Genomic DNA, 19,244 nt, shown 5'->3' with positions numbered 1-19,244 from the left:
CTAAAAAAACGGGGAGAGGACGCTCCAAATGACCGAGACGCTCGCACGCGCTGATATCGACCTGATCCAACGCATCCTTCCGCACAGATACCCCTTTTTGCTGGTCGACAGGGTGATTGACATCGACGGCACGAAGTCCGGTGTCGGCATCAAGAACGTGACCATGAACGAGCCTCAGTTTACCGGTCATTTTCCGGGTATGCCCGTGTTCCCGGGTGTCTTGATGGTCGAGGCCTTGGCGCAAACGGCGGCCGTGATTGCGGGTGTCGGTTTGGATTTGGCCGGCAAGAATTTCGGTGTTTATTTCATGGCGATGGAAAGCGTGAAATTCCGCCGCAAAGTCATTCCCGGCGACACGCTTCGCATGGAGGTCGAAACGCTTCGAGGCGGTGGCAAGGTCTGGAAGTTCAAGGGCCGCGCGACTGTTGAGGGGGAAGTCGCTTGTGAGTGTGAATTCACCGCGATGATGGATTTGCCAAAGTGAGCGTTGATCCAGCCGCCCAGGTGCATCCCTCTGCGGTGATCGAGCAGGGTGCGACCATCAAGGCCGGTGCCAGGGTTGGTCCGTTTTCGCTCATTGGTGCGGATGTGGTCCTTGATGAGGGCGTTGAGGTAAAGTCCCATGCGGTGGTGACCGGCATTACAAAGGTTGGTGCGCAGACGGTAATTTTCCCCGGCGCCGTTATCGGCGAGATACCTCAGGACCTGAAATTCAAGGGCGAGGCGACCCGGTTGATCGTCGGCAAGCGGAACCGAATTCGCGAAGGTGTGACGATGAATACCGGCACCGAAGGCGGCGGTGGCGAAACGCGGGTCGGGGATGACTGCCTGTTCATGACAGGGTCCCATGTGGCGCACGACGCGATTGTCGGCGACCGTGTGATTGTCGCCAATCAGGGCGCGATTGCCGGTCACTGTGTCATCGGGGACGATGTGATCATCGGCGGGCTTTCCGGTGTGCATCAGTGGGTGCGGATTGGCAAGGGTGCCATCATTGGAGCCGTCACGATGGTGACCAATGATGTCATTCCATATGGTCTTGTGCAGGGGCCGCGTGGATCGCTTGACGGGCTGAACCTTGTCGGGCTGAAGCGTCGCGGCGTGGACCGGGCCGAGATCTCGGCACTTCGGGCGGCGTTTCAGGCGCTGGCTAGCGGAGAGGGTGCGTTTCTCGAACGGGCGCGGGCGCTTAAGGAAACGGAAGACAGTGCCTATGTGAATGAGATCCTTGAGTTCATTCTCGGGTCTTCAGATCGTTCGTTTCTGACGCCGGAGCACTAGGGCGATGCTGGCCTTGATTGCCGGGCAGGGGCGGTTGCCGCGTATTCTGGTCGATTGGTTGTCGACGCCGCCGCATATAGCCTCGCTGGAGGGATTTGATCCCGAAGGTCTGACGCCGGATCGACGATTTCGCCTGGAGACGCTGGGCACATTGATCAGCGATCTGAAAGCCGCAGGCATCACTGAGGTGTGTTTTGCCGGTGCAATCGCGCGACCCGAGGTCGATCCATCCGCGCTTGATGCGGCCACCATGCCGCTGGTGCCACGCATTCTGGCGGCACTGCAAATGGGCGATGACGCGGCGCTGCGTGTTGTCCTGTCGATTTTCGAAGAGGCCGGACTGCAGATCAGGGCGGCCAGCGCGATTGCTCCCGATCTTTTGCCCGCTGAAGGCGTCGTCAGCAAACGTCAGATCGAGGATCACCACCGCCTTGACGCAAAAAGGGCTGCCGAAATTGCAGCCGCTCTGGGTGATCTAGATCTTGGGCAGTCCTGCGTGGTGCGAAAAGGGCAGGCTCTAGCGCTCGAAGCCTTGCCAGGCACGGATTTCATGCTGGAAACTCTGGTTGGCACGGCCTTCGGTCCGGGTGGCTTGTTCTTCAAGGCCAAGAAGCCGGCGCAGGACGCAAGAATTGATCTTCCTGTCGTGGGTGTTGAAACCGTGCAGCGCGTCGCGAAGGCCGGTCTGGACGGCCTTGTCATAGAGGCCGGTGGTGTTATGGTACTTGATCTGGCTGATGTTGTTGCGGCGGCAGACGGGGCGGGTGTCTTTCTTTGGGTCCGGAGCGGGTAAGGATGGTTTCGGTCTTCCACTTGCAGGCGATGCCAGAATGAAGGTTTTCGTTCTGGCAGGCGAGCTTTCCGGCGACAAGCTTGGCGGCGCATTGCTGGCCGGTTTGCGCAGTCTGGTGCCAGAGCTTGAATTACGCGGTGTCGGTGGGCCGCTTATGCAGGCCGAAGGTGTCGAAAGCCTTTTTCCCATGGACGAGTTGTCGGTCATGGGCATTTCCGAAGTGCTGCCGAGGTATCTTGATCTGAGGAAACGCCTCAATGAGACCGCCAAGGCTGTCCTTGAGTGGGCGCCGGATGTGCTTATCACCATCGACAGCCCCGATTTTTCGCTGCGTTTGGCCAAGCTGGTGAAGGCACGGTCCTCGATCAGGACCATTCACTATGTCGCGCCATCGGTTTGGGCGTGGCGCCCAAAGCGGGCGGACAAAATGGCGGCGCATATCGATCATGTGCTTGCACTTTTGCCGTTCGAGCCGCCCTTGATGGAAGCGGCTGGGATGGGATGCGATTTCGTCGGGCATCCCGTCGTTGCCGAGCCCGTCGCAAGTGACCAAGACGTGCGCGCATTTCGCCAGGACGAGGGGATAGCGGACGCGCCCTTGCTGCTTGTTCTTCCGGGATCGCGCAAGAGCGAAGTGGCGCGCCTTACGTCTGTCTTTGGGGCTGCCATTGAGCCAGTCCTTGCGGCGCACCCAACGGCACGGATCGTCGTGCCTGCGGCGTCAGCCGTTGTTGGCCTCGTGAAGCAGGCCGTCGCAAGTTGGCCCGGCAACCCGATTGTTCTGGACCCCCGCGAAGGAAGCGACGCTGCCGGCAGAAAGCGGGCGGCCTTTCGGGCAGCGGATGTGGCTTTGGCGGCGTCCGGGACAGTCTCGCTGGAACTGGCCGCAAGTGGCACGCCGATGGTGGTCGCCTACGACATGAGTTGGCTTAGTTGGCAGATCATGTCGCGTCTTGCGGTGATCGACACGGTCACATTGGTCAATCTGGTGAGCGGGGAAAAGGTCATCCCGGAGTTTCTCGGGCCAGCGTGCCGCGCGCCGGCTATCGCAGACGCGTTACTGCCACTTCTGACGGACAAGGCCGCCCGTGACAGACAGGTCGCCGCGATGGACCTCACCATGGAGCGTCTGGGACGCGGGGGCGAGGCTCCCGGATTACGGGCTGCAAAGGCCGTCGTTCGGGTTGTGAATGCCGAACGGCCTCAGTAGCTGCGCCAAATCCAGCCGCCCCCAAGCACGCGGCTTGCGCCGGTCTGATAGAAAACGCATGCCTGCCCCGGCGAAACACCTTCTTCGGGCGTGAAAAGCTCGACTTCGGCTTCTGTTTCGGACAGCGGGCGGATCAGGGCTTCCGTCGGAGGGCGGGTGGAACGGACCTTGACCGAGACAGACCACTCGTCTTGAGAGGCCATTGGCGCATCGCCAAGCCAGTTGATTTCGCGCACGGGAATGATCCGTGTTGAAAGCATTTCTTTCGGACCGACCACGACCTTGCGCGCGTCCACATCGAGCTTAACCACATAAAGCGGCTCTTCCAGCCCGCCGATGCCAAGCCCGCGCCTTTGCCCGATCGTATAGTGTATGACGCCTTTGTGGCTGCCAACGACGCGTCCATCCGCGTGCACGATGTCACCGGGTTCAGCCGCGCCGGGCCGAAGTTTCTCTATGACACTTGCATAATCCCCGTTTGGAACAAAGCAGATGTCCTGGCTGTCGGGTTTATCGGCCACGCCAAGCCCATGCCTCGCCGCAAGCACACGTGTTTCGTCCTTGGACTTCAGGTGACCAAGGGGGAAACGCAGGAACGATAATTGCTCCGGTGTTGTCGAGAACAGGAAATAGCTCTGATCGCGTGTCGTGTCCGCGGCCATGTGTAGTTCGGGACCGTCTTTGCCGACTTTGCGCTGGATGTAGTGGCCTGTGGCCATGCAATCGGCATCCAGATCCTTGGCGGTTTCCAGAAGGTCCTTGAATTTCACCCGCTCATTGCAGCGGATGCAGGGAACGGGCGTGGCGCCGGCAAGATAGCTATCGGCGAATTCATCGATGACCGCATCCCGGAAGATATTTTCGTAGTCGAGCACATAGTGCGGAAAGCCCATGTCCTCGGCGACCCGGCGCGCGTCATGAATGTCGATCCCAGCACAGCAGGCCCCCTTTTTCGACAAAGCGGCCCCGTGATCATAAAGCTGAAGCGTGACGCCAACGACGTCATAGCCTTCGCGCGCAAGTTCAGCCGCGACCACGGAACTGTCCACGCCGCCGGACATGGCGACGACCACGCGAGTGTCAGCCGGGGCTTTGGGAAAGCCGAGGGAATTTAATGCGTCGCGATCATCGAGCGCCATAGCCGTCACCGTTCATGGATGGGTTCGAGAGAGATATAGGAAAATGCTAACTAGTCGCAAGAGCGGCCTTCACTCTGAGTTAAGGCCTATGATGCAGTGTTGCGGCCAATCTTGTCGAAGGATGGCCGGAATGTATTTGAAAAAAGTTGATGGACCACGTGCGGTTACGCTGCCTGTCGGAAGTTCAATGACGCGCGCTGACTTGCCAGAGCCCAATACCGGAAGGTGGGTGGCCAGTAGCAAAGCAGCAGTTGTGCGCGCGGTCGAAGCGGGGTTGATCAAGCGTGATGATGCCTTGGAAATGTATGAGATTTCGGATGAGGAATTCGGAGGGTGGCAATCCTTGGTTGTGCGGCATGGTGAGTCCGCCCTGAAAGCGACGGGAATTCAGCGCTATAGACAATCATAGGTTGTTATGCAAAAGTAATTTCTTGATAACCCCCAGTTAACCATTGGACGGCTATTAAAGACGGGTGACGGGATAGCTGCGGAGAAGCGACGTGCGCGTACTTTTGGTAGAAGACGATCCGACGACTTCGCGGAGCATCGAAATGATGCTGACCCACGCGAATCTGAATGTCTATGCGACGGATCTTGGCGAAGAGGGAATCGATCTCGCCAAATTATATGACTACGATCTCATACTTCTCGATCTGAATTTGCCCGATATGGAAGGTCATGAGGTCTTGCGCCAGTTGCGAATGGCGCGGGTCGACACTCCGATCCTTATTCTCACGGGATCGGACGATACCGAAAACAAGATTAAGAGCTTCGGATTCGGCACGGACGACTATTTGACCAAGCCTTTTCACCGCGAGGAATTAGTTGCGCGAATCCATGCGATCATTCGACGCTCGAAGGGTCATGCGCAGTCGGTCATCAAGACCGGCAAAGTTGAAGTCAATCTTGACGCGAAAACGGTGGATGCCGCTGGTCGCGCTGTTCATCTGACGGGCAAGGAATACCAGATGCTTGAGCTTCTGTCGTTGCGCAAGGGCACAACGCTGACGAAGGAGATGTTCCTCAACCATCTCTATGGCGGCATGGACGAACCCGAATTGAAAATCATTGACGTCTTCATCTGCAAACTGCGCAAGAAACTCGCGGAAGCAACCGAAGGCGACAACTACATCGAGACCGTATGGGACCGTGGATATGTCCTGCGCGATCCAGATCCGATCGCTGCTGAGCCGGAACCAATCGCTGCGACTGCCTGACAGACTCCACGCAAAGGCTGGACCTTGGGAATTCGCGAACCTATCCATATGAAAATGGGTTTGGGATGGTCCGATGTCAGATGAAACGCCTGTTGAGGATCTGAGCGAAGATCAGGCACGCGCCGAGTTGCAACAATTGGCGGCGGTACTGAATGCTGCGAATGAGGCCTACCATCAAAATGACGCCCCTGAGATATCGGACGCGCAATACGATGCGCTGAAGCGTCGAAATCTCGCAATCGAGACGCGGTTTCCCGGACTGACCCGGTCTGACTCGCCAACCCATCAGGTTGGCGCTCCTGCGGCGGATGGGTTTCGCAAGATCGAGCATAGCCTTCCGATGTTGTCGCTAGGCAATGCTTTCGATGACAAGGATGTGAGGGATTTCGACACATCCATCCGCAAGTATCTTGGTTTGAAGGCCGATGCGACACTGGACTATACGGCGGAACCCAAGATCGATGGCCTGTCGTTGTCGCTGCGATTTGAGCGAGGCGCTTTGGTTCATGCGTCCACACGTGGCGACGGGCGGGTTGGCGAAGATGTCACCGCGAATGCCCGAACAATAGCAGACATTCCGGAAGAACTTGAAAACGCCCCCGATGTCCTTGAAGTCCGGGGCGAGGTCTATATGAGCCACGCCGACTTCGAGGCGTTGAACGTGGCGCAGGCCAAATCCGAAAAGAAGGTCTTTGCGAACCCCCGCAATGCCGCCGCCGGATCCTTGCGTCAGCTTGATGCCAAAGTCACTGCGTTGCGTCCGCTGCGGTTTTTCGCCTATGCATGGGGACAGGTCAGCGAACCCCTGGCAGAGTTGCAAAGTAATGCGATCGCTCGGCTGTCCGAGCTGGGATTCTCGACGAACCCTTTGATGAGAGTGTGCAAGAGTCCGGACGAAATGATCGCGCATTACCGCGAGATCGAAGCGCAACGGGCGACGCTCGGATACGATATTGATGGCGTCGTCTACAAGGTAAACGACCTTGCATTGCAGGCGCGGCTTGGTTTCCGCTCGACCACTCCGCGATGGGCCATTGCACATAAGTTTCCGGCCGAACTGGCCTGGACGCGTCTGGAAGCCGTCGACATTCAGGTCGGACGCACCGGCGCACTCAGCCCGGTCGCAAGACTTCAACCGGTCACGGTTGGCGGTGTCGTCGTCTCGAACGCAACGCTGCACAATGAAGACTACATTGCAGGTCGCGATTCCACGGGCGGCGAAATCCGAGGCGGGAAGGATATCCGGGTCGGCGATTGGGTTCAGGTCTATCGCGCCGGCGATGTTATTCCGAAAGTCGCCGATGTCGATTTGAGCAAACGCCCGGGTGACGCAAAGCCATACGTGTTTCCCAAGACCTGTCCGCAGTGCCAGTCGGATGCGATCCGAGAGCCCGGCGATGCGGTCCGCCGCTGCTCGGGCGGTCTGATTTGTCCGGCTCAAAGTGTCGAGCGTCTGAAGCACTTTGTTTCGCGTGCGGCGTTCGATATTGACGGTTTGGGCGCAAAGCAGGTTGAGCAATTCTTTAAGGATGGCTGGGTGAATGAGCCTGCGGATATCTTCACTCTTCGCGAACGCTTTGGGTCGGGGCTTCAGCAGTTGAAGAACCGAGAGGGTTGGGGCGAACGGTCGGCAAACAAGCTTTTTGATGCGATTGACGCAAAACGCCAGATTTCGCTCGATCGTTTGATTTTTGCGCTTGGCATCAGGCATGTCGGTGAAGGGGCCGCAGCTTTGCTTGCCCGCCATTACGGCAGTTGGTCGAAATTCGAGACCGCGGTTTCCGGCGCGAATATCGACGATCCCGAAGACGAAGCCTGGTCCGATCTGATGGCAATCGATGGCGTCGGGCCGGTGATGGCGACGTCGCTTGTGACAGCGTTTCATCAAACGGCGGAGCGTGCTTCCATTGATCGACTGGTCGCGATGCTGGAGGTTCAGGATGTCTCTCGCCCGAACACCGAAGGCAGCCCGGTTGCGGGGAAGACGGTGGTCTTCACTGGAACGCTGGAAAAGATGACGCGCGCAGAAGCAAAAGCGCGCGCAGAAGCTCTGGGCGCCAAGGTGTCCGGGTCAGTGTCCAGCAAGACCGACTTATTGGTGGCGGGCCCCGGTGCCGGTTCCAAGGCCACAAAGGCCGCTGAGCTTGGCGTTGAGACCATCGATGAAGACGGCTGGCTTGCCATGATCGAGGGTCTATGAGCACCCGGCCAGAGGCTCTTTTCCCGCTGTTTTCAGCGCTTGAAACCTTGCCGGGCGTGGGCGACAAAACCTCCAAGGCCTTTGCGAACATGAACGTGCACAATCCAAAGGATCTTGTGCTTACGCTTCCGGTAGCGGGCATTGACCGGCGCATCCGATCGGGTATCGCAGGGTTTGCAGCACCGGGAGTCGTGACTGTCAAAGTCCGGGTCGAGCGTCATATCCCAGCGCGCGCCAAGGGCCGACCTTACCGCGTCGATGTCAGCGACGGCGACTCCGCGTTCCAGCTTGTCTTTTTCCATGCGCGAACGGACTGGCTGCAAAAACAGCTGCCGGTTGGCGAAGAGAGACTTATTTCCGGAAAGCTGGAGATTTTCGATGGTCTCGCACAGATGGTGCACCCCGATCATATCCTTCAACCCAAACAGTCAGGTGATTTGCCGGAATTCGAGCCGGTGTATCCCCTGACTCATGGTATCACGCAAAAAATCATGGCGCGCGCCGTAGCTGCAGCAGTTGGATTATGTCCTGTTTTGCCCGAATGGATCGACACAGACCTTAAGGCAAAAGAGGGCTGGCCGAACTGGATGGAAGCCCTTGTTAAAGCGCATGCGCCGGATGGCAGCGTTGATATTCTGCCCACATCACGTGAAAGAACACGGCTGGCGTATGACGAGTTGTTCGCACATCAGCTGACACTGGCGCTTGCCAGGGGGCAAAACCGCCGCCGGAAGGGTCGTCCAAGCAAGTCCAACGGCAAGCTGCAAACGCGTGTTCTGAACGCTTTACCTTATGTGCCGACCGGGGCGCAGATGCGAGCCGTTTCAGAAATCCAAGACGATATGGCGTCGCCGCATCGCATGAACCGGTTGCTGCAGGGGGACGTTGGATCGGGGAAAACCTTTGTCGCCTTGATGGCATTACTGACCGCAGTAGAGGCCGGAGGGCAGGGCGCGATGATGGCGCCGACGGAGATTCTTGCACGCCAGCACCTTCAGGGCTTGCGTCCCTTGGTGGAAGAGGCCGGTGTGGTTATTGAAATTCTCACCGGTCGCGACAGTGGTTCAGAGCGGAAGGCCAAACTGGCCGCTCTTGCTGCCGGAGATATCGCTATTCTGGTCGGCACTCATGCCCTGTTTCAAAAAGATGTGGTGTTTCGCGACCTGAAGCTAGCCGTCGTCGATGAACAGCATCGCTTTGGGGTCTCGCAACGGTTGGAGTTGGGACGGAAATCCGTAGCGGCAGATGTTCTTGTGATGACCGCAACCCCCATTCCCCGCTCGCTCAGTCTGGCGCAATACGGCGATATGGATGTGTCGGTCCTTGATGAAAAACCGCCCGGGCGCACGCCTGTCACGACCGCTTTGGTGTCATCGGGGCGACTGAATGAGGTGATTGACCGGCTGAAGGCTTCGCTTGAGCAAGGTCGCCAGGCCTATTGGGTGTGTCCGCTCGTCGAGGAAAGCGAAACGCTGGATCTGGCGGCAGCCGAGGATCGCTTCAAGCATCTCAGAGCCATCTTCGGTGAAGGCCGGGTCGGGCTTGTGCATGGTCAGATGCCCTCGGCGCAGAAAGACGCGGCAATGGCGGCCTTTGTGGCAGGCGAGACGAAATGCCTAGTGGCGACGACTGTGATCGAAGTCGGTGTGGATGTCCCGAACGCGTCGATCATGGTTATAGAGCGGGCCGAGACCTTCGGGCTTGCCCAATTGCATCAGTTGCGCGGACGCGTGGGACGTGGCGCAACGGCTTCCACCTGCCTTTTGATGTATCAGGCGCCATTGACCGAAGGCGGTCGTCGCCGTCTGGAAACTTTGCGTGACAGTGACGACGGGTTTCGTATCGCCGAAGAAGACCTTGCGATGCGTGGCGCGGGCGATGTTCTTGGAACGGCCCAGTCAGGATTGCCGCGCTTCAGGATTGCCGATCTTGAGCGTCAAAGCGGACTTATGGCGATGGCACAAAAGGATGCACGGCGGTTGATTGTAATGGATCCGACGCTGACAAGCGACCGTGGAAAAGCGGCGCGAACCCTGCTTTGGCTCTTGGAGCAGGACCGGGCGATTGAGATGATTTCAGTAGGTTAGCCGCGCGACAATCACTTTGTTCGCAAATGTTCTTAAAAAGTTCTTTACAATGCGCCTCAGATTTGAGAACAAAGAGACAACAAAGCGCAGCCGCCCGCTGCCTGCCTGAAAATCAAAGGACGCTGACATGGTTGAGATCAGAGAAACGATTGCGCGTTGTCGCAGCACGATTGCTCAAGACTTCGCGGGGGCTGTTGCCCTTGTTGCGATCTTCGTTGTCATGCTGAATTTGCCTTCATTATTCTAACACCGCTATCTGCCTGCGGTCTGGTCGATCGGTCCTGCATCCTGTCCCCAAATTCGATGCAATGACGCTGTCCTGTCATCTTGGCTCCTGTCCCGGAGTTCGCACCGATCACATCGCCAGACACGCTTACTCACGCCGCGGCCCTGTTAAGGGTGCGCGGCGTTTTTTTTTGCATTTCGTGCAAATGCCACGCTTCACGCGCAGTCGGAGTGTTCCAGCGTTTTCATCGCCTCAGCCGTTGCGTCCAGCGCAAGGAGGATCGATGCATGGCGGTTCTTGAAGTCGCGTGCGGGAATGAGAACTTCGAATCCGTCAAACGGCGCTTGCGGCACCGGACCGTTGTTCTTCAGCATTTCAATCAATTGGGCGCGGGCCTCTGTGATTTCAGATGTTGTCCGTCCAATGACTTGCGACGCAAGAATCGAGGCCGACGCCTGACCCAGCGCGCAGGCTTTCACGTCTTGTCCGAATTCCGAAACCCGCCCGTCGCGCATCGAAATGCCAACTGTCACGGTTGAACCGCACTGTGGTGAGCGTTTCTTGACGGACGCCTGCGGTGCCTCAAGCGCGTCGGTCAGCGGAATATCCGCCGCCAATTCCAGAATACGTCCCGAGTAGAGTTTGATCAGATCGGTATCGGCCATGACTTTCCTTTGCGCCTTCTGACCTCTAGATAGGAGGTCTTCGTGCGTGACGCAAAGGTTTGATCTATGTCTTTCGATCCATCAAGTCTGGTTTACAACGATCAGGGATTGATCCCGGCTATAGCGCAGTCACAAGGCGGTGAGGTCTTGATGATGGCGTGGATGAACCGCGAGGCCGTCGCCAAAACGCTTGCAACGGGACGGGTTACCTACTGGTCGCGGTCGCGACAGGCGTTCTGGATAAAGGGCGAGACCTCTGGTCACACGCAGCAGCTTATCGATTTTCGCGTTGATTGTGACCGAGACTGTCTGTTGTTGATCGTCGATCAGAACGGTCCTGCATGTCATACCAACCGTCGCACATGTTTTTTTACGTCAGTGCGTTCCGGAGACGAAATCGAGTTGATGGCCCCGGAAAAAGCCACCTAGCGCGACAAGCCGACCATCCGTCGGATGTCGTTTGGGCTTGCGCCGTCCTCGCGGAATTTACTGATGGCCCTTGCGTCGTCCCGTTTGGCCAGTCGTTTTCCGTTGGCGTCACGGATCAAATGGTGATGGTGGTAGCGCGGTGTCGGAAGGCCAATAAGTTTCTGAAGAAAAACGTGAATTTGCGTCGCGTCGAATAGATCCTGGCCGCGGACGACGTCGGTAATCCCTTGCGCAGCGTCGTCCAGGACGACCGCCAGATGATAGCTTGTTCCCATATCCTTTCGCGCAAGAACAACATCGCCGACCGCTGATTCCAGCGCGCTGGGGTCGATGCGGGTGATGTGACGTCCACCGTACAGGTTCTCGTGAAAGCTCAGCTCGCTGTCATCCACCAGGGCCTCGATTGCGCGCGACATGAACAGCCTCAGTGCAACACCTTCCGGCAGCGGAATGTTCGGGTCGATCGGTGCATAATTGCGGCAAGTTCCGGGATAAACCGGCCCATCAGGGCCAACCGCGTTCACCGTTTCCTGAGGCGCCGACAAAGCTTCCGCAATGTCGCGGCGTGAACAAGTGCAGGGATAAAGCAGGCCACGGTGCCAGAGCGCGTCCAGTGCGGATCTGTAGTCTGTCAGCCGGTCCGACTGACGCATGATACCCACGTCCCATGTCAGACCGAGCCAGGTCAGATCATCGTAGATTTGTGTTTCCCAGGAAGGGCGTGAGCGGCTTTGGTCTATGTCTTCGATCCGAAGGAGAAAAGCACCGTTATTTGCACGGGCCATGTCGTGCGCCAGAAGTGCAGAATAGGCATGGCCGAGGTGCAACGGACCGGTGGGTGATGGCGCAAAGCGGGTCCGAAAGCTCATGTTTCAAGTGCGTTGAAGCACATAGATCGTCGATCCCATGTTCTTGGCGGGCAGGTGCGGCCCGTGTTCTTCGAATACAAGTTCGATGTCGGGCGCCAGTACGGCAATATCCAGTCGATCCGTATAGGCGCGTTCGGCCAATGTGGCATCATTGAAACTGAACGCTAGTGTGCCGCCCGGACCAATCGCATTCACCAGCATATCAAGCGTCTCGGGCGGCGCAGCCCCAAGGCTCACGACGCCCGTCGCGGCAATCGTCGCGTAATCGCCGCGTCTGATATGCCCCATCGAACCGGCTTCGCCTTTCCAGACCTGCCGATAGGCAGGCTTGCTCTCGGCCTTGCTGAGCATCTCGGGCGAGATATCTGTGCCATCGATAACCTGAAATCCAACTGCCTTCAGCGCCATCCCGGACAGACCGGTGCCACATCCGAAATCAAGGATCGGCTTTTCGATGTTGGCGCCAGAGCGACGCAGGGCCAGCGCCAGTCGGGTAGGGGTCACATAGCCCCATTCGGCGACGTCATCCTCATAGCTGTCGGCCCAACTTGCGTAGATCTCTTTGATTTCGGCATCGCTGTGCGGCGTCCACAGGGCTTGGTCTTTATCGTCTTGGCTCATGGCGCCACGCTAGAACATGCGCGCGAAGCAAGCGACGAAAAAATATTCCTGAATGTCATATTTGGGTATTAGGCTTATTGGGCGGCGATTTCAGGTGTGTCCACACTTTCCAGCCAGCCCTGCCAATCCGATTTAGCGCGATCCGTATACGCTTTGTAGCGATCGCGACGCCCGCGACGGCCGCCCTTGGCATCCACGGGGGGGAAAAGCCCGAAATTGACGTTCATTGGCTGGAAGGTTTTCGCATCCGCACCACCGGTGATATGCGTCACCAAAGCGCCAATCGCGGTCGTGTCGGGTACGGACGGCAGACGTCGCCCGTTTGACTCGGCAGCCGCCATGCGTCCTGCCAAAAGCCCCATCGCTGCGCTCTCCACATAGCCTTCGACCCCGGTAATCTGTCCTGCAAACCGGATGTTCGGACGCGATTTCAGGCGCATTTCTGCGTCGAGAAAACGAGGGCTGTTCAGAAACGTGTTGCGATGAATGCCGCCAAGGCGCGCGAAAGAAGCTTCCTCCAGCCCTGGTATGGTACGAAATACTTCGGTCTGAGCGCCGTATTTCATCTTCGTTTGAAAGCCGACAATGTTGTAAAGCGTGCCAAGTGCGTTGTCGCGGCGTAGCTGGACCACGGCGTAGGCTTTGGTCTCGGGGTTATGCGGATTGGTCAGTCCGATCGGCTTCATCGGGCCGAAGCGCAGGGTTTCGCGACCCCGTTCGGCCATAACTTCAATCGGCAGGCAGCCATCGAAATAACCTGCGGTTTCGCCTTCCTTAAATTCGGTCTTGTCCGCCGCAAGCAAGGCATCGATGAACGCCTCGTACTGGTCTTTGGTCATTGGACAGTTCAGATATGCAGTGCGTTCGTCTTCCGTTTCGCCTTTGTCGTAGCGCGATTGACGCCATGCGACGTCCATGTTGATGCTCTCTGCGTAGACAATAGGCGCAATCGCATCGAAAAAGGCCAGTGCATCTTCGCCGGTTTCGCGGCGGATCGCTTCGGCGAGTGTGCCACTGGTCAATGGTCCGGTCGCTATAATCCAGAAACCATCGGTTGGAAGTTCGGTGATCTCGCCATATTCCACAGACACATTTGGATGCGCGGTCAGACGTTGCGTGACGCCTTGCGCAAAAGCATCACGGTCCACGGCCAAGGCGCCTCCGGCTGGCAAGCGGTGGCGGTCGCCCATTTCCATGATCAGCCCGCCGGCCTGGCGCATTTCCCAGTGTAAAAGCCCAACCGCATTTTGCTCGCTGTCGTCCGAGCGAAACGAGTTCGAGCAGACCATTTCCGCAAGATGACCTGTCTTGTGGGCGAAAGTCTCGACCTTGGGGCGCATTTCGTGGATCACGACTTTGATCCCGAGGTTTGCGGCCTGCCAGGCGGCCTCGCTTCCGGCAAGCCCGCCGCCGATGATGTGAAGTGTTTTGTCCATGTGAGGCGATGTAGCGTCACATGTGGTGTTTGAAAAGGGATCAGGTTGCGCGAACGATATCGAAATCTTCTCGGAACAGGGCTTTTGGGGGCGCGTCAACGGGCCGTTGTGACGCGGGCATTTCAGCCTGAGCGGATATCTCGCATTCCCGACCTGTCGCAATCTGCCCACCTTGTGGCAGTGTCCCATAGGCTGGGGCTTGTTTGTCGCCCTCGGCGTCCGCGTATGTCAAAAGCAACGCACCAATCAGAGCCAGATCGCGCCAAAAGCTGCCGATGTCCTCCAGACCCAATGGGCTGAGAGAGGCGAGGTAACTGCACCAAAACAGAACGATCGCCAGCAGAAGTGCAGCCAGACGTCGGTGATACCCGAACAAGATCATCGCCGACAGACCAACCACGCCAAGCCCGGAGACGATCTTGGCGAAGGTCGTGGGCATGAAAGGTGCCGCCAGTACCGCGAGGTCGACGCCTTTGATAAGACCCAGAGCAAGCGCAATGAAATACGAGACGATCAGCAGCCTGACAGCGAAATGGCCGCTGAAAATCTGTGAACTGCGAAATGCTGCAATATTGCCCATGGTGGAATACCCCGTTTCCTCAAGTCGCACGTTTGAACTCGCACTCATGTCACCCAGCCGCAGTTAATTCTGCCACAGGTCGGGTTTTGCGGGGAATGTAGACAAAACCGCGACGAGAATATGGCAAATCTGAGAATGCGGCGACCGCGCCACAGTCTGGCACCTACCACAAATCACGCCGGACCAAGGGGGCGACGGGGTCAACGCTGCGGTACGGGCGCGATTGCGGGGCCACGCCGCCGGCTTGGCCAAAGGACATTGTCACGCCGAAACCAAAGCGCGTTTCACCCGGTTGACCACCTCTGCCGCTTAGCCCGCTTTGCGAAACCGAAGCAAATGCACCCCAGGGCGCGCCATCCGCACTGTAGCGTACCGTCAGCGAAATATCGTAGGAGATGGCGCGAAAAGCCGCCTCATCAAATTCAGCAAACGTCGCAGCTGCTTCGACATCAATATTGTCGGAAAGCGCATAGGCGACTGCGATATCTCCGAAGATGTAATCGAGGCTATCGACGTCCAAAATCCCCATGCCAGCCCGCGCTTCCATTGTCGTCGTTTCGGAAAGTGCCAGCATGCCCTCCGCTCCAATCGACCCCCAGGTCATCGTTCTGCCGTCGACATCCGAAAGCGAAGCGAACACCCCGTACTTCTGCCCACTTCGGGGAGTCATATAGAGATGGGCCCCCAATTGGCCGATGAGGCCGTTTTCAGTGTCAGCAAACGCAACGTCGCCCTGAAATCCGTGGACCTCGGTGATGGCGACGTCCAGTCGCGACTGCAGTTCCGCCTGCGCTGTTCCGGCTTCGTCCTGCATCTTCCCAAATCGAAGGTCGAGCCCTTGGATCCCGAGGCTGCTTTGTGCTGCAACCGGAGTGGCCACCATAGCCACACAAATCGATACAATGAATTTCCGCATAATCCCTCACAAACGTGCTGCCTTCAGCGCCACCACCCGGGATCAATTTCGCAAACATGATACTTTGTTTAAAGTTCAATCTTAATAGATGGTTAACGGACGAAGCTGTTAAGAAAGATTAACAAGGGCGCTGTGGTGAGGTAGCGTTGAGGGGGCATCACTTAAGATACCCCCTCAACACCTTGAAGCCGCCGCTTATTCCGCGTTGTCAACACGCGCTTCGGGTGTGCCTGTGCCTTCATCTTCGCCGCACTCTTCTGCGGATTCTTCATCCTGATCGGCGATCCTGGCGACTGAAACCACGAATTCTCCGTCGGATGTATTGAAGACTTTGACACCTCCAGCACCGCGGGAGCGGAACGAAATACCCTCGACCGGGACTCGGATCGACTGGCCTTTGGATGTGGCAAGCATGATCTGGTCGGACAGATCGACCGGGAAACTTGCCAGGAGAGGACCGCCGCGCATGGCCGCATCCATGGCTCTTACGCCTTGGCCACCGCGCCCGCGAACGGGGTAGTCGTGGCTGGAGCTAAGCTTGCCCGCGCCGTTTGCGGTTATTGTCAGGATCAGATCTTCCAGTTCGGCCATCTCGTCGTAGCGTTCCTGGCTGATTGCGCCTTCGGTTGCTTCGTCGTCGTCGCTGCTTTCGGCGTCGTCGCCAAGCCCGGCTGCAGCGCGGCGCATTTTCAGATAGCCCGCGCGTTCTTCAGGCGTCGCTTCGAAATGCCGGATGACGGACATGGAAACAACCTTGTCGTTTTTCGAAAGCTTGATCCCGCGGACACCCGTGCTGTCGCGGCCCTTGAAGACCCGCACGGCCGTTGTCGAAAAGCGAATGGCGCGTCCCTCGGCGGTTATCAGCATCACGTCATCATCTTCGGAGGCGATGCGCGCGTTGACCAGACTAACGTCCTCTGGCAGCTTCATCGCGATCTTGCCGTTCGATTTCACATTGGTGAAATCGGAGAGTGCATTGCGCCGCACATCACCGGTCGAGGTGGCAAACACGATCTGAAGCTGATCCCAGTCCTCTTCATCGCGGTCCACGGGCATCATTGCGGCAATCGAAATGCCGGTCGGAATTGGAAGAATGTTGACAATTGCCTTGCCTTTGGAGGTCCGCCCACCCAGAGGCAGACGCCAAGTCTTCAGCTTGTAAGCCATTCCATCTGTTGTGAAAAACAACAGCTGGGTATGTGTGTTTGCGACAAAAAGCGAGGTGACTACGTCATCGTCCTTCAATGTTCCGCCGGACACGCCTTTGCCCCCGCGCTTTTGAGCCCGGAAATCGGCAAGCGGCGTACGTTTGATGTAGCCGGACTGCGTGACCGTCACGACCATATCTTCGCGCTCGATCAGATCTTCGTCTTCCATGTCCCCGGACCAGTCGACGATCTCGGTTCGACGCGGGACCGCGAACTGTTCCTTCACTTCGCGAAGCTCGTCGGAAATGATCGACATGATCCGCTCGCGCGATCCAAGAATATCGAGATAGTCCTTGATCTTGGCGGCCAGTTCTTCCAGCTCGTCCGTGACTTCCTTGACGCCGATCTGCGTGAGACGCTGTAAGCGCAACTCAAGGATCGCGCGGGCCTGAGTCTCCGACAGATTATACGTCCCGTCGTCGTTCATCGTATGGCCGGGGTCGTCGATCAGCTGAATGTATGGAGCGATGTCGGCCGCCGGCCAGCGCCGCTCCATCAACCGTTGCCGCGCCTCGGGGGCATCGGCACTTGAGCGTATGGTCGCGACAACCTCGTCGACGTTGGATACGGCAACGGCGAGGCCGCACAGGACATGGCTGCGTTCGCGCGCCTTTCTCAGGTCAAAAGCCGTCCGGCGTGCAACAACCTCTTCGCGGAAGCCTATGAAATAAGTCAGGAAATCGCGAAGCATCAAAGTCTCGGGGCGACCGCCATTCAGGGCCAGCATGTTGCATCCGAAGGACGTCTGCATCTGGCTGAAACGGAACAGTTGATTGATGACCACATCGGGCGTCGCGTCGCGTTTCAACTCGATAACGACACGGACGCCGACACGGTCGCTCTCGTCCTGGATTCCGCTGATGCCTTCAAGCTTTTTGTCACGCACAAGCTCGGCAATCTTTTCGATCATCGACGCCTTGTTGACCTGATAGGGAATTTCATCGAGGACAATTGCATAGCGGTCCTTGCGGATTTCCTCGACGCGGGTCTTGGCGCGGATGATGACGCTTCCGCGCCCCTCCATATAGGCTTTGCGCGCGCCTGCACGGCCGAGGATGATGCCGCCTGTCGGGAAATCCGGCGCCGGGATGTACTCCATCAACTGTTCGGAGGACAAATCCGGATCCTCGATAAGCGCAAGCGTGCCTTCGATGACCTCGCCGAGGTTATGGGGCGGGATATTCGTCGCCATGCCGACCGCAATGCCGCCGGCACCGTTGACCAGCATGTTCGGATATCTTGCAGGCAAAACAGAAGGTTCTCTGTCTTTGCCGTCATAGTTATCCTGGAAGTTGACCGTATCCTTCTCGATGTCGGCCAACAGAAAAGCGGCCGGTTTATCCATCCGGACTTCGGTGTATCGCATCGCGGCGGCGTTGTCGCCGTCCATGGAACCGAAGTTGCCCTGACCATCCAGAAGCGGCAGAGACATTGAAAACGGCTGCGCCATGCGGACCAAAGCATCGTAAATCGCGCTGTCGCCGTGGGGGTGGTACTTGCCCATTGTGTCGCCCACGGGACGGGCCGATTTGCGATAGGACTTATCGTGCGTGTTTCCACTTTCGTGCATGGCGTAAAGGATGCGCCTGTGCACGGGCTTGAGGCCGTCGCGGAGGTCGGGGATGGCTCTGGAAACGATGACGGACATGGCGTAGTCGAGATACGACGTCCGCATCTCGTCGGCGATGGAAATCGTCGGACCCGCAGGCCGTTTTTCTTCTTCGTTTTCAGGAGTTTCCGGGGTGTCGCTCACGTTAGTCTCGCTTCGGTGTTGGAACCGCTAGATTTGGTTGGTTATACTCTAACAGACCCCAATACCTAGGTGCAATGGTCCATTCCCTTCCGTCTTGGCAGCCACCGCGGTCAACTGCCAACACACTGTTTTTATTGAAAAGTAACTCATTGTGTGGATGACTTCAGGTGTGGGAGCAGAAATGAGGTCTGAATGAGTGTCTCCGAGACGGAATTGCTGTTGAAAGGCTATGGGCTGACGACAGCGGAGTTTTATTATCGCATCCCGGATTTTCAGAACGTTCTGAACAGCTTTGTCTGGCAGGACTACGATATCGCGCCGGATCATCCTAACCTGTTTAAATTCATAGAGTTTTGGCAGAATGAGCTGGATGGACCGCTGCACTCGGTGCGCTTTGTGCATCGCCGGGAACTGGCCCCCGGCGAGTGGCGAAACGTGACCGGAGAGTTCACTTTGCACTGACGACAGCCAAACGTCGGTACAACGTCGGTTTCGCGTCGGTGCGACCGTGCGCAGAGTTCGTCTGTCGTTAAGGCAATGAGTCGGATCATCATCGCCGTGAGATGGCGTTATTTCGACAAAACACCCACTAGATATTGATCCACAGCGCAATC

General features: G+C 57.6%; 18 protein-coding genes. 10 read left to right on the top strand and 8 right to left on the bottom strand.

Annotation, left to right across the window (positions count from 1 at the left end; genetic code table 11):
* Positions 1 to 28: 28 nt before the first annotated feature.
* Genes fabZ through lpxB form a run of 4 tightly spaced genes read left to right on the top strand, consistent with a single transcriptional unit; the run spans position 29 to position 3,284 of the window.
* Positions 29 to 484 carry a 3-hydroxyacyl-ACP dehydratase FabZ gene (fabZ, locus tag BOA8489_RS01650; RefSeq protein ID WP_093972228.1) on the top strand — a complete coding sequence of 152 codons (456 nt, stop codon included), beginning with the start codon at positions 29 to 31 and terminating at the stop codon, positions 482 to 484.
* The gene (lpxA, locus tag BOA8489_RS01645; RefSeq protein ID WP_093972227.1) at positions 481 to 1,281 is read left to right on the top strand and encodes an acyl-ACP--UDP-N-acetylglucosamine O-acyltransferase; all 801 of its coding nucleotides are present in this window, start codon (positions 481 to 483) and stop codon (positions 1,279 to 1,281) included. Before fabZ ends, lpxA begins: the two co-directional genes overlap by 4 nt.
* 4 nt (positions 1,282 to 1,285) lie before the next feature.
* Positions 1,286 to 2,074 carry an LpxI family protein gene (locus tag BOA8489_RS01640; protein ID WP_093972226.1) on the top strand — a complete coding sequence of 263 codons (789 nt, stop codon included), beginning with the start codon at positions 1,286 to 1,288 and terminating at the stop codon, positions 2,072 to 2,074.
* 37 nt (positions 2,075 to 2,111) lie between these two features.
* On the top strand, positions 2,112 to 3,284 hold the full coding sequence (gene lpxB / locus BOA8489_RS01635) for a lipid-A-disaccharide synthase (RefSeq protein ID WP_093972484.1): 1,173 nt from the start codon (positions 2,112 to 2,114) through the stop codon (positions 3,282 to 3,284).
* Here the strand turns inward: lpxB and mnmA are convergent.
* Positions 3,278 to 4,423: a tRNA 2-thiouridine(34) synthase MnmA gene (mnmA, locus tag BOA8489_RS01630; RefSeq protein ID WP_093972225.1), complete on the bottom strand. Its 1,146-nt coding sequence runs from the start codon at positions 4,421 to 4,423 to the stop codon at positions 3,278 to 3,280. The two genes, lpxB and mnmA, sit on opposite strands and share 7 nt — an antisense overlap.
* Positions 4,424 to 4,553: 130 nt before the next feature.
* Between mnmA and sciP the strand changes: the two genes are divergently transcribed.
* The 4 genes from sciP (at position 4,554) to recG (ending at position 9,927) form a co-directional block, all read left to right on the top strand.
* Positions 4,554 to 4,832: a CtrA inhibitor SciP gene (gene sciP, locus BOA8489_RS01625; protein WP_093972224.1), complete on the top strand. Its 279-nt coding sequence runs from the start codon at positions 4,554 to 4,556 to the stop codon at positions 4,830 to 4,832.
* A 91-nt stretch (positions 4,833 to 4,923) separates the two neighbouring features.
* Positions 4,924 to 5,640, top strand: a complete 717-nt coding sequence (ctrA, locus tag BOA8489_RS01620; protein ID WP_093972223.1) for a response regulator transcription factor CtrA — start codon at positions 4,924 to 4,926, stop codon at positions 5,638 to 5,640.
* Between the two features lie 73 nt (positions 5,641 to 5,713).
* Positions 5,714 to 7,840 (top strand): NAD-dependent DNA ligase LigA, encoded by a 2,127-nt coding sequence (gene ligA, locus BOA8489_RS01615; RefSeq protein ID WP_093972222.1) that lies wholly within the window; start codon positions 5,714 to 5,716, stop codon positions 7,838 to 7,840.
* The gene (recG, locus tag BOA8489_RS01610) at positions 7,837 to 9,927 is read left to right on the top strand and encodes an ATP-dependent DNA helicase RecG (protein ID WP_093972221.1); all 2,091 of its coding nucleotides are present in this window, start codon (positions 7,837 to 7,839) and stop codon (positions 9,925 to 9,927) included. Before ligA ends, recG begins: the two co-directional genes overlap by 4 nt.
* 441 nt (positions 9,928 to 10,368) lie before the next feature.
* On the opposite strand, the gene BOA8489_RS01605 is transcribed toward recG, so the two are convergent.
* The gene (locus BOA8489_RS01605; RefSeq protein WP_093972220.1) at positions 10,369 to 10,818 is read right to left on the bottom strand and encodes an iron-sulfur cluster assembly scaffold protein; all 450 of its coding nucleotides are present in this window, start codon (positions 10,816 to 10,818) and stop codon (positions 10,369 to 10,371) included.
* Positions 10,819 to 10,884: 66 nt separating this feature from the next.
* Here BOA8489_RS01605 and hisI point away from each other — a divergent pair, with 66 nt between their 5' ends.
* A complete protein-coding gene (hisI, locus tag BOA8489_RS01600; RefSeq protein ID WP_093972219.1) occupies positions 10,885 to 11,247 on the top strand; it encodes a phosphoribosyl-AMP cyclohydrolase in 363 nt (120 codons plus the stop codon).
* On the opposite strand, the gene gluQRS is transcribed toward hisI, so the two are convergent.
* From gluQRS to gyrA, 6 genes are all read right to left on the bottom strand, one after another.
* Entirely contained in the window at positions 11,244 to 12,116 is an 873-nt protein-coding gene (gene gluQRS, locus BOA8489_RS01595; protein WP_093972218.1) for a tRNA glutamyl-Q(34) synthetase GluQRS, read from the bottom strand. The two genes, hisI and gluQRS, sit on opposite strands and share 4 nt — an antisense overlap.
* Positions 12,117 to 12,119: 3 nt before the next feature.
* Positions 12,120 to 12,737 (bottom strand): class I SAM-dependent DNA methyltransferase, encoded by a 618-nt coding sequence (locus BOA8489_RS01590; RefSeq protein WP_093972217.1) that lies wholly within the window; start codon positions 12,735 to 12,737, stop codon positions 12,120 to 12,122.
* 74 nt (positions 12,738 to 12,811) lie between these two features.
* Entirely contained in the window at positions 12,812 to 14,173 is a 1,362-nt protein-coding gene (trmFO, locus tag BOA8489_RS01585) for a methylenetetrahydrofolate--tRNA-(uracil(54)-C(5))-methyltransferase (FADH(2)-oxidizing) TrmFO (protein ID WP_093972216.1), read from the bottom strand.
* Positions 14,174 to 14,213: 40 nt separating this feature from the next.
* On the bottom strand, positions 14,214 to 14,801 hold the full coding sequence (locus BOA8489_RS01580) for a hypothetical protein (protein ID WP_141138207.1): 588 nt from the start codon (positions 14,799 to 14,801) through the stop codon (positions 14,214 to 14,216).
* A 115-nt stretch (positions 14,802 to 14,916) separates the two neighbouring features.
* Positions 14,917 to 15,669, bottom strand: coding sequence for a hypothetical protein (locus BOA8489_RS01575; protein ID WP_093972214.1), 753 nt, complete (start codon positions 15,667 to 15,669; stop codon positions 14,917 to 14,919).
* Between the two features lie 195 nt (positions 15,670 to 15,864).
* On the bottom strand, positions 15,865 to 18,630 hold the full coding sequence (gyrA, locus tag BOA8489_RS01570; protein WP_093972213.1) for a DNA gyrase subunit A: 2,766 nt from the start codon (positions 18,628 to 18,630) through the stop codon (positions 15,865 to 15,867).
* 192 nt (positions 18,631 to 18,822) lie between these two features.
* Between gyrA and BOA8489_RS01565 the strand changes: the two genes are divergently transcribed.
* On the top strand, positions 18,823 to 19,092 hold the full coding sequence (locus BOA8489_RS01565; protein ID WP_093972212.1) for an usg protein: 270 nt from the start codon (positions 18,823 to 18,825) through the stop codon (positions 19,090 to 19,092).
* Positions 19,093 to 19,244 lie beyond the last annotated feature (152 nt).

This window comes from Boseongicola aestuarii (assembly GCF_900184815.1).
GTDB lineage: Bacteria > Pseudomonadota > Alphaproteobacteria > Rhodobacterales > Rhodobacteraceae > Boseongicola > Boseongicola aestuarii.
This window is presented reverse-complemented; position numbering and strand designations above follow the sequence as displayed.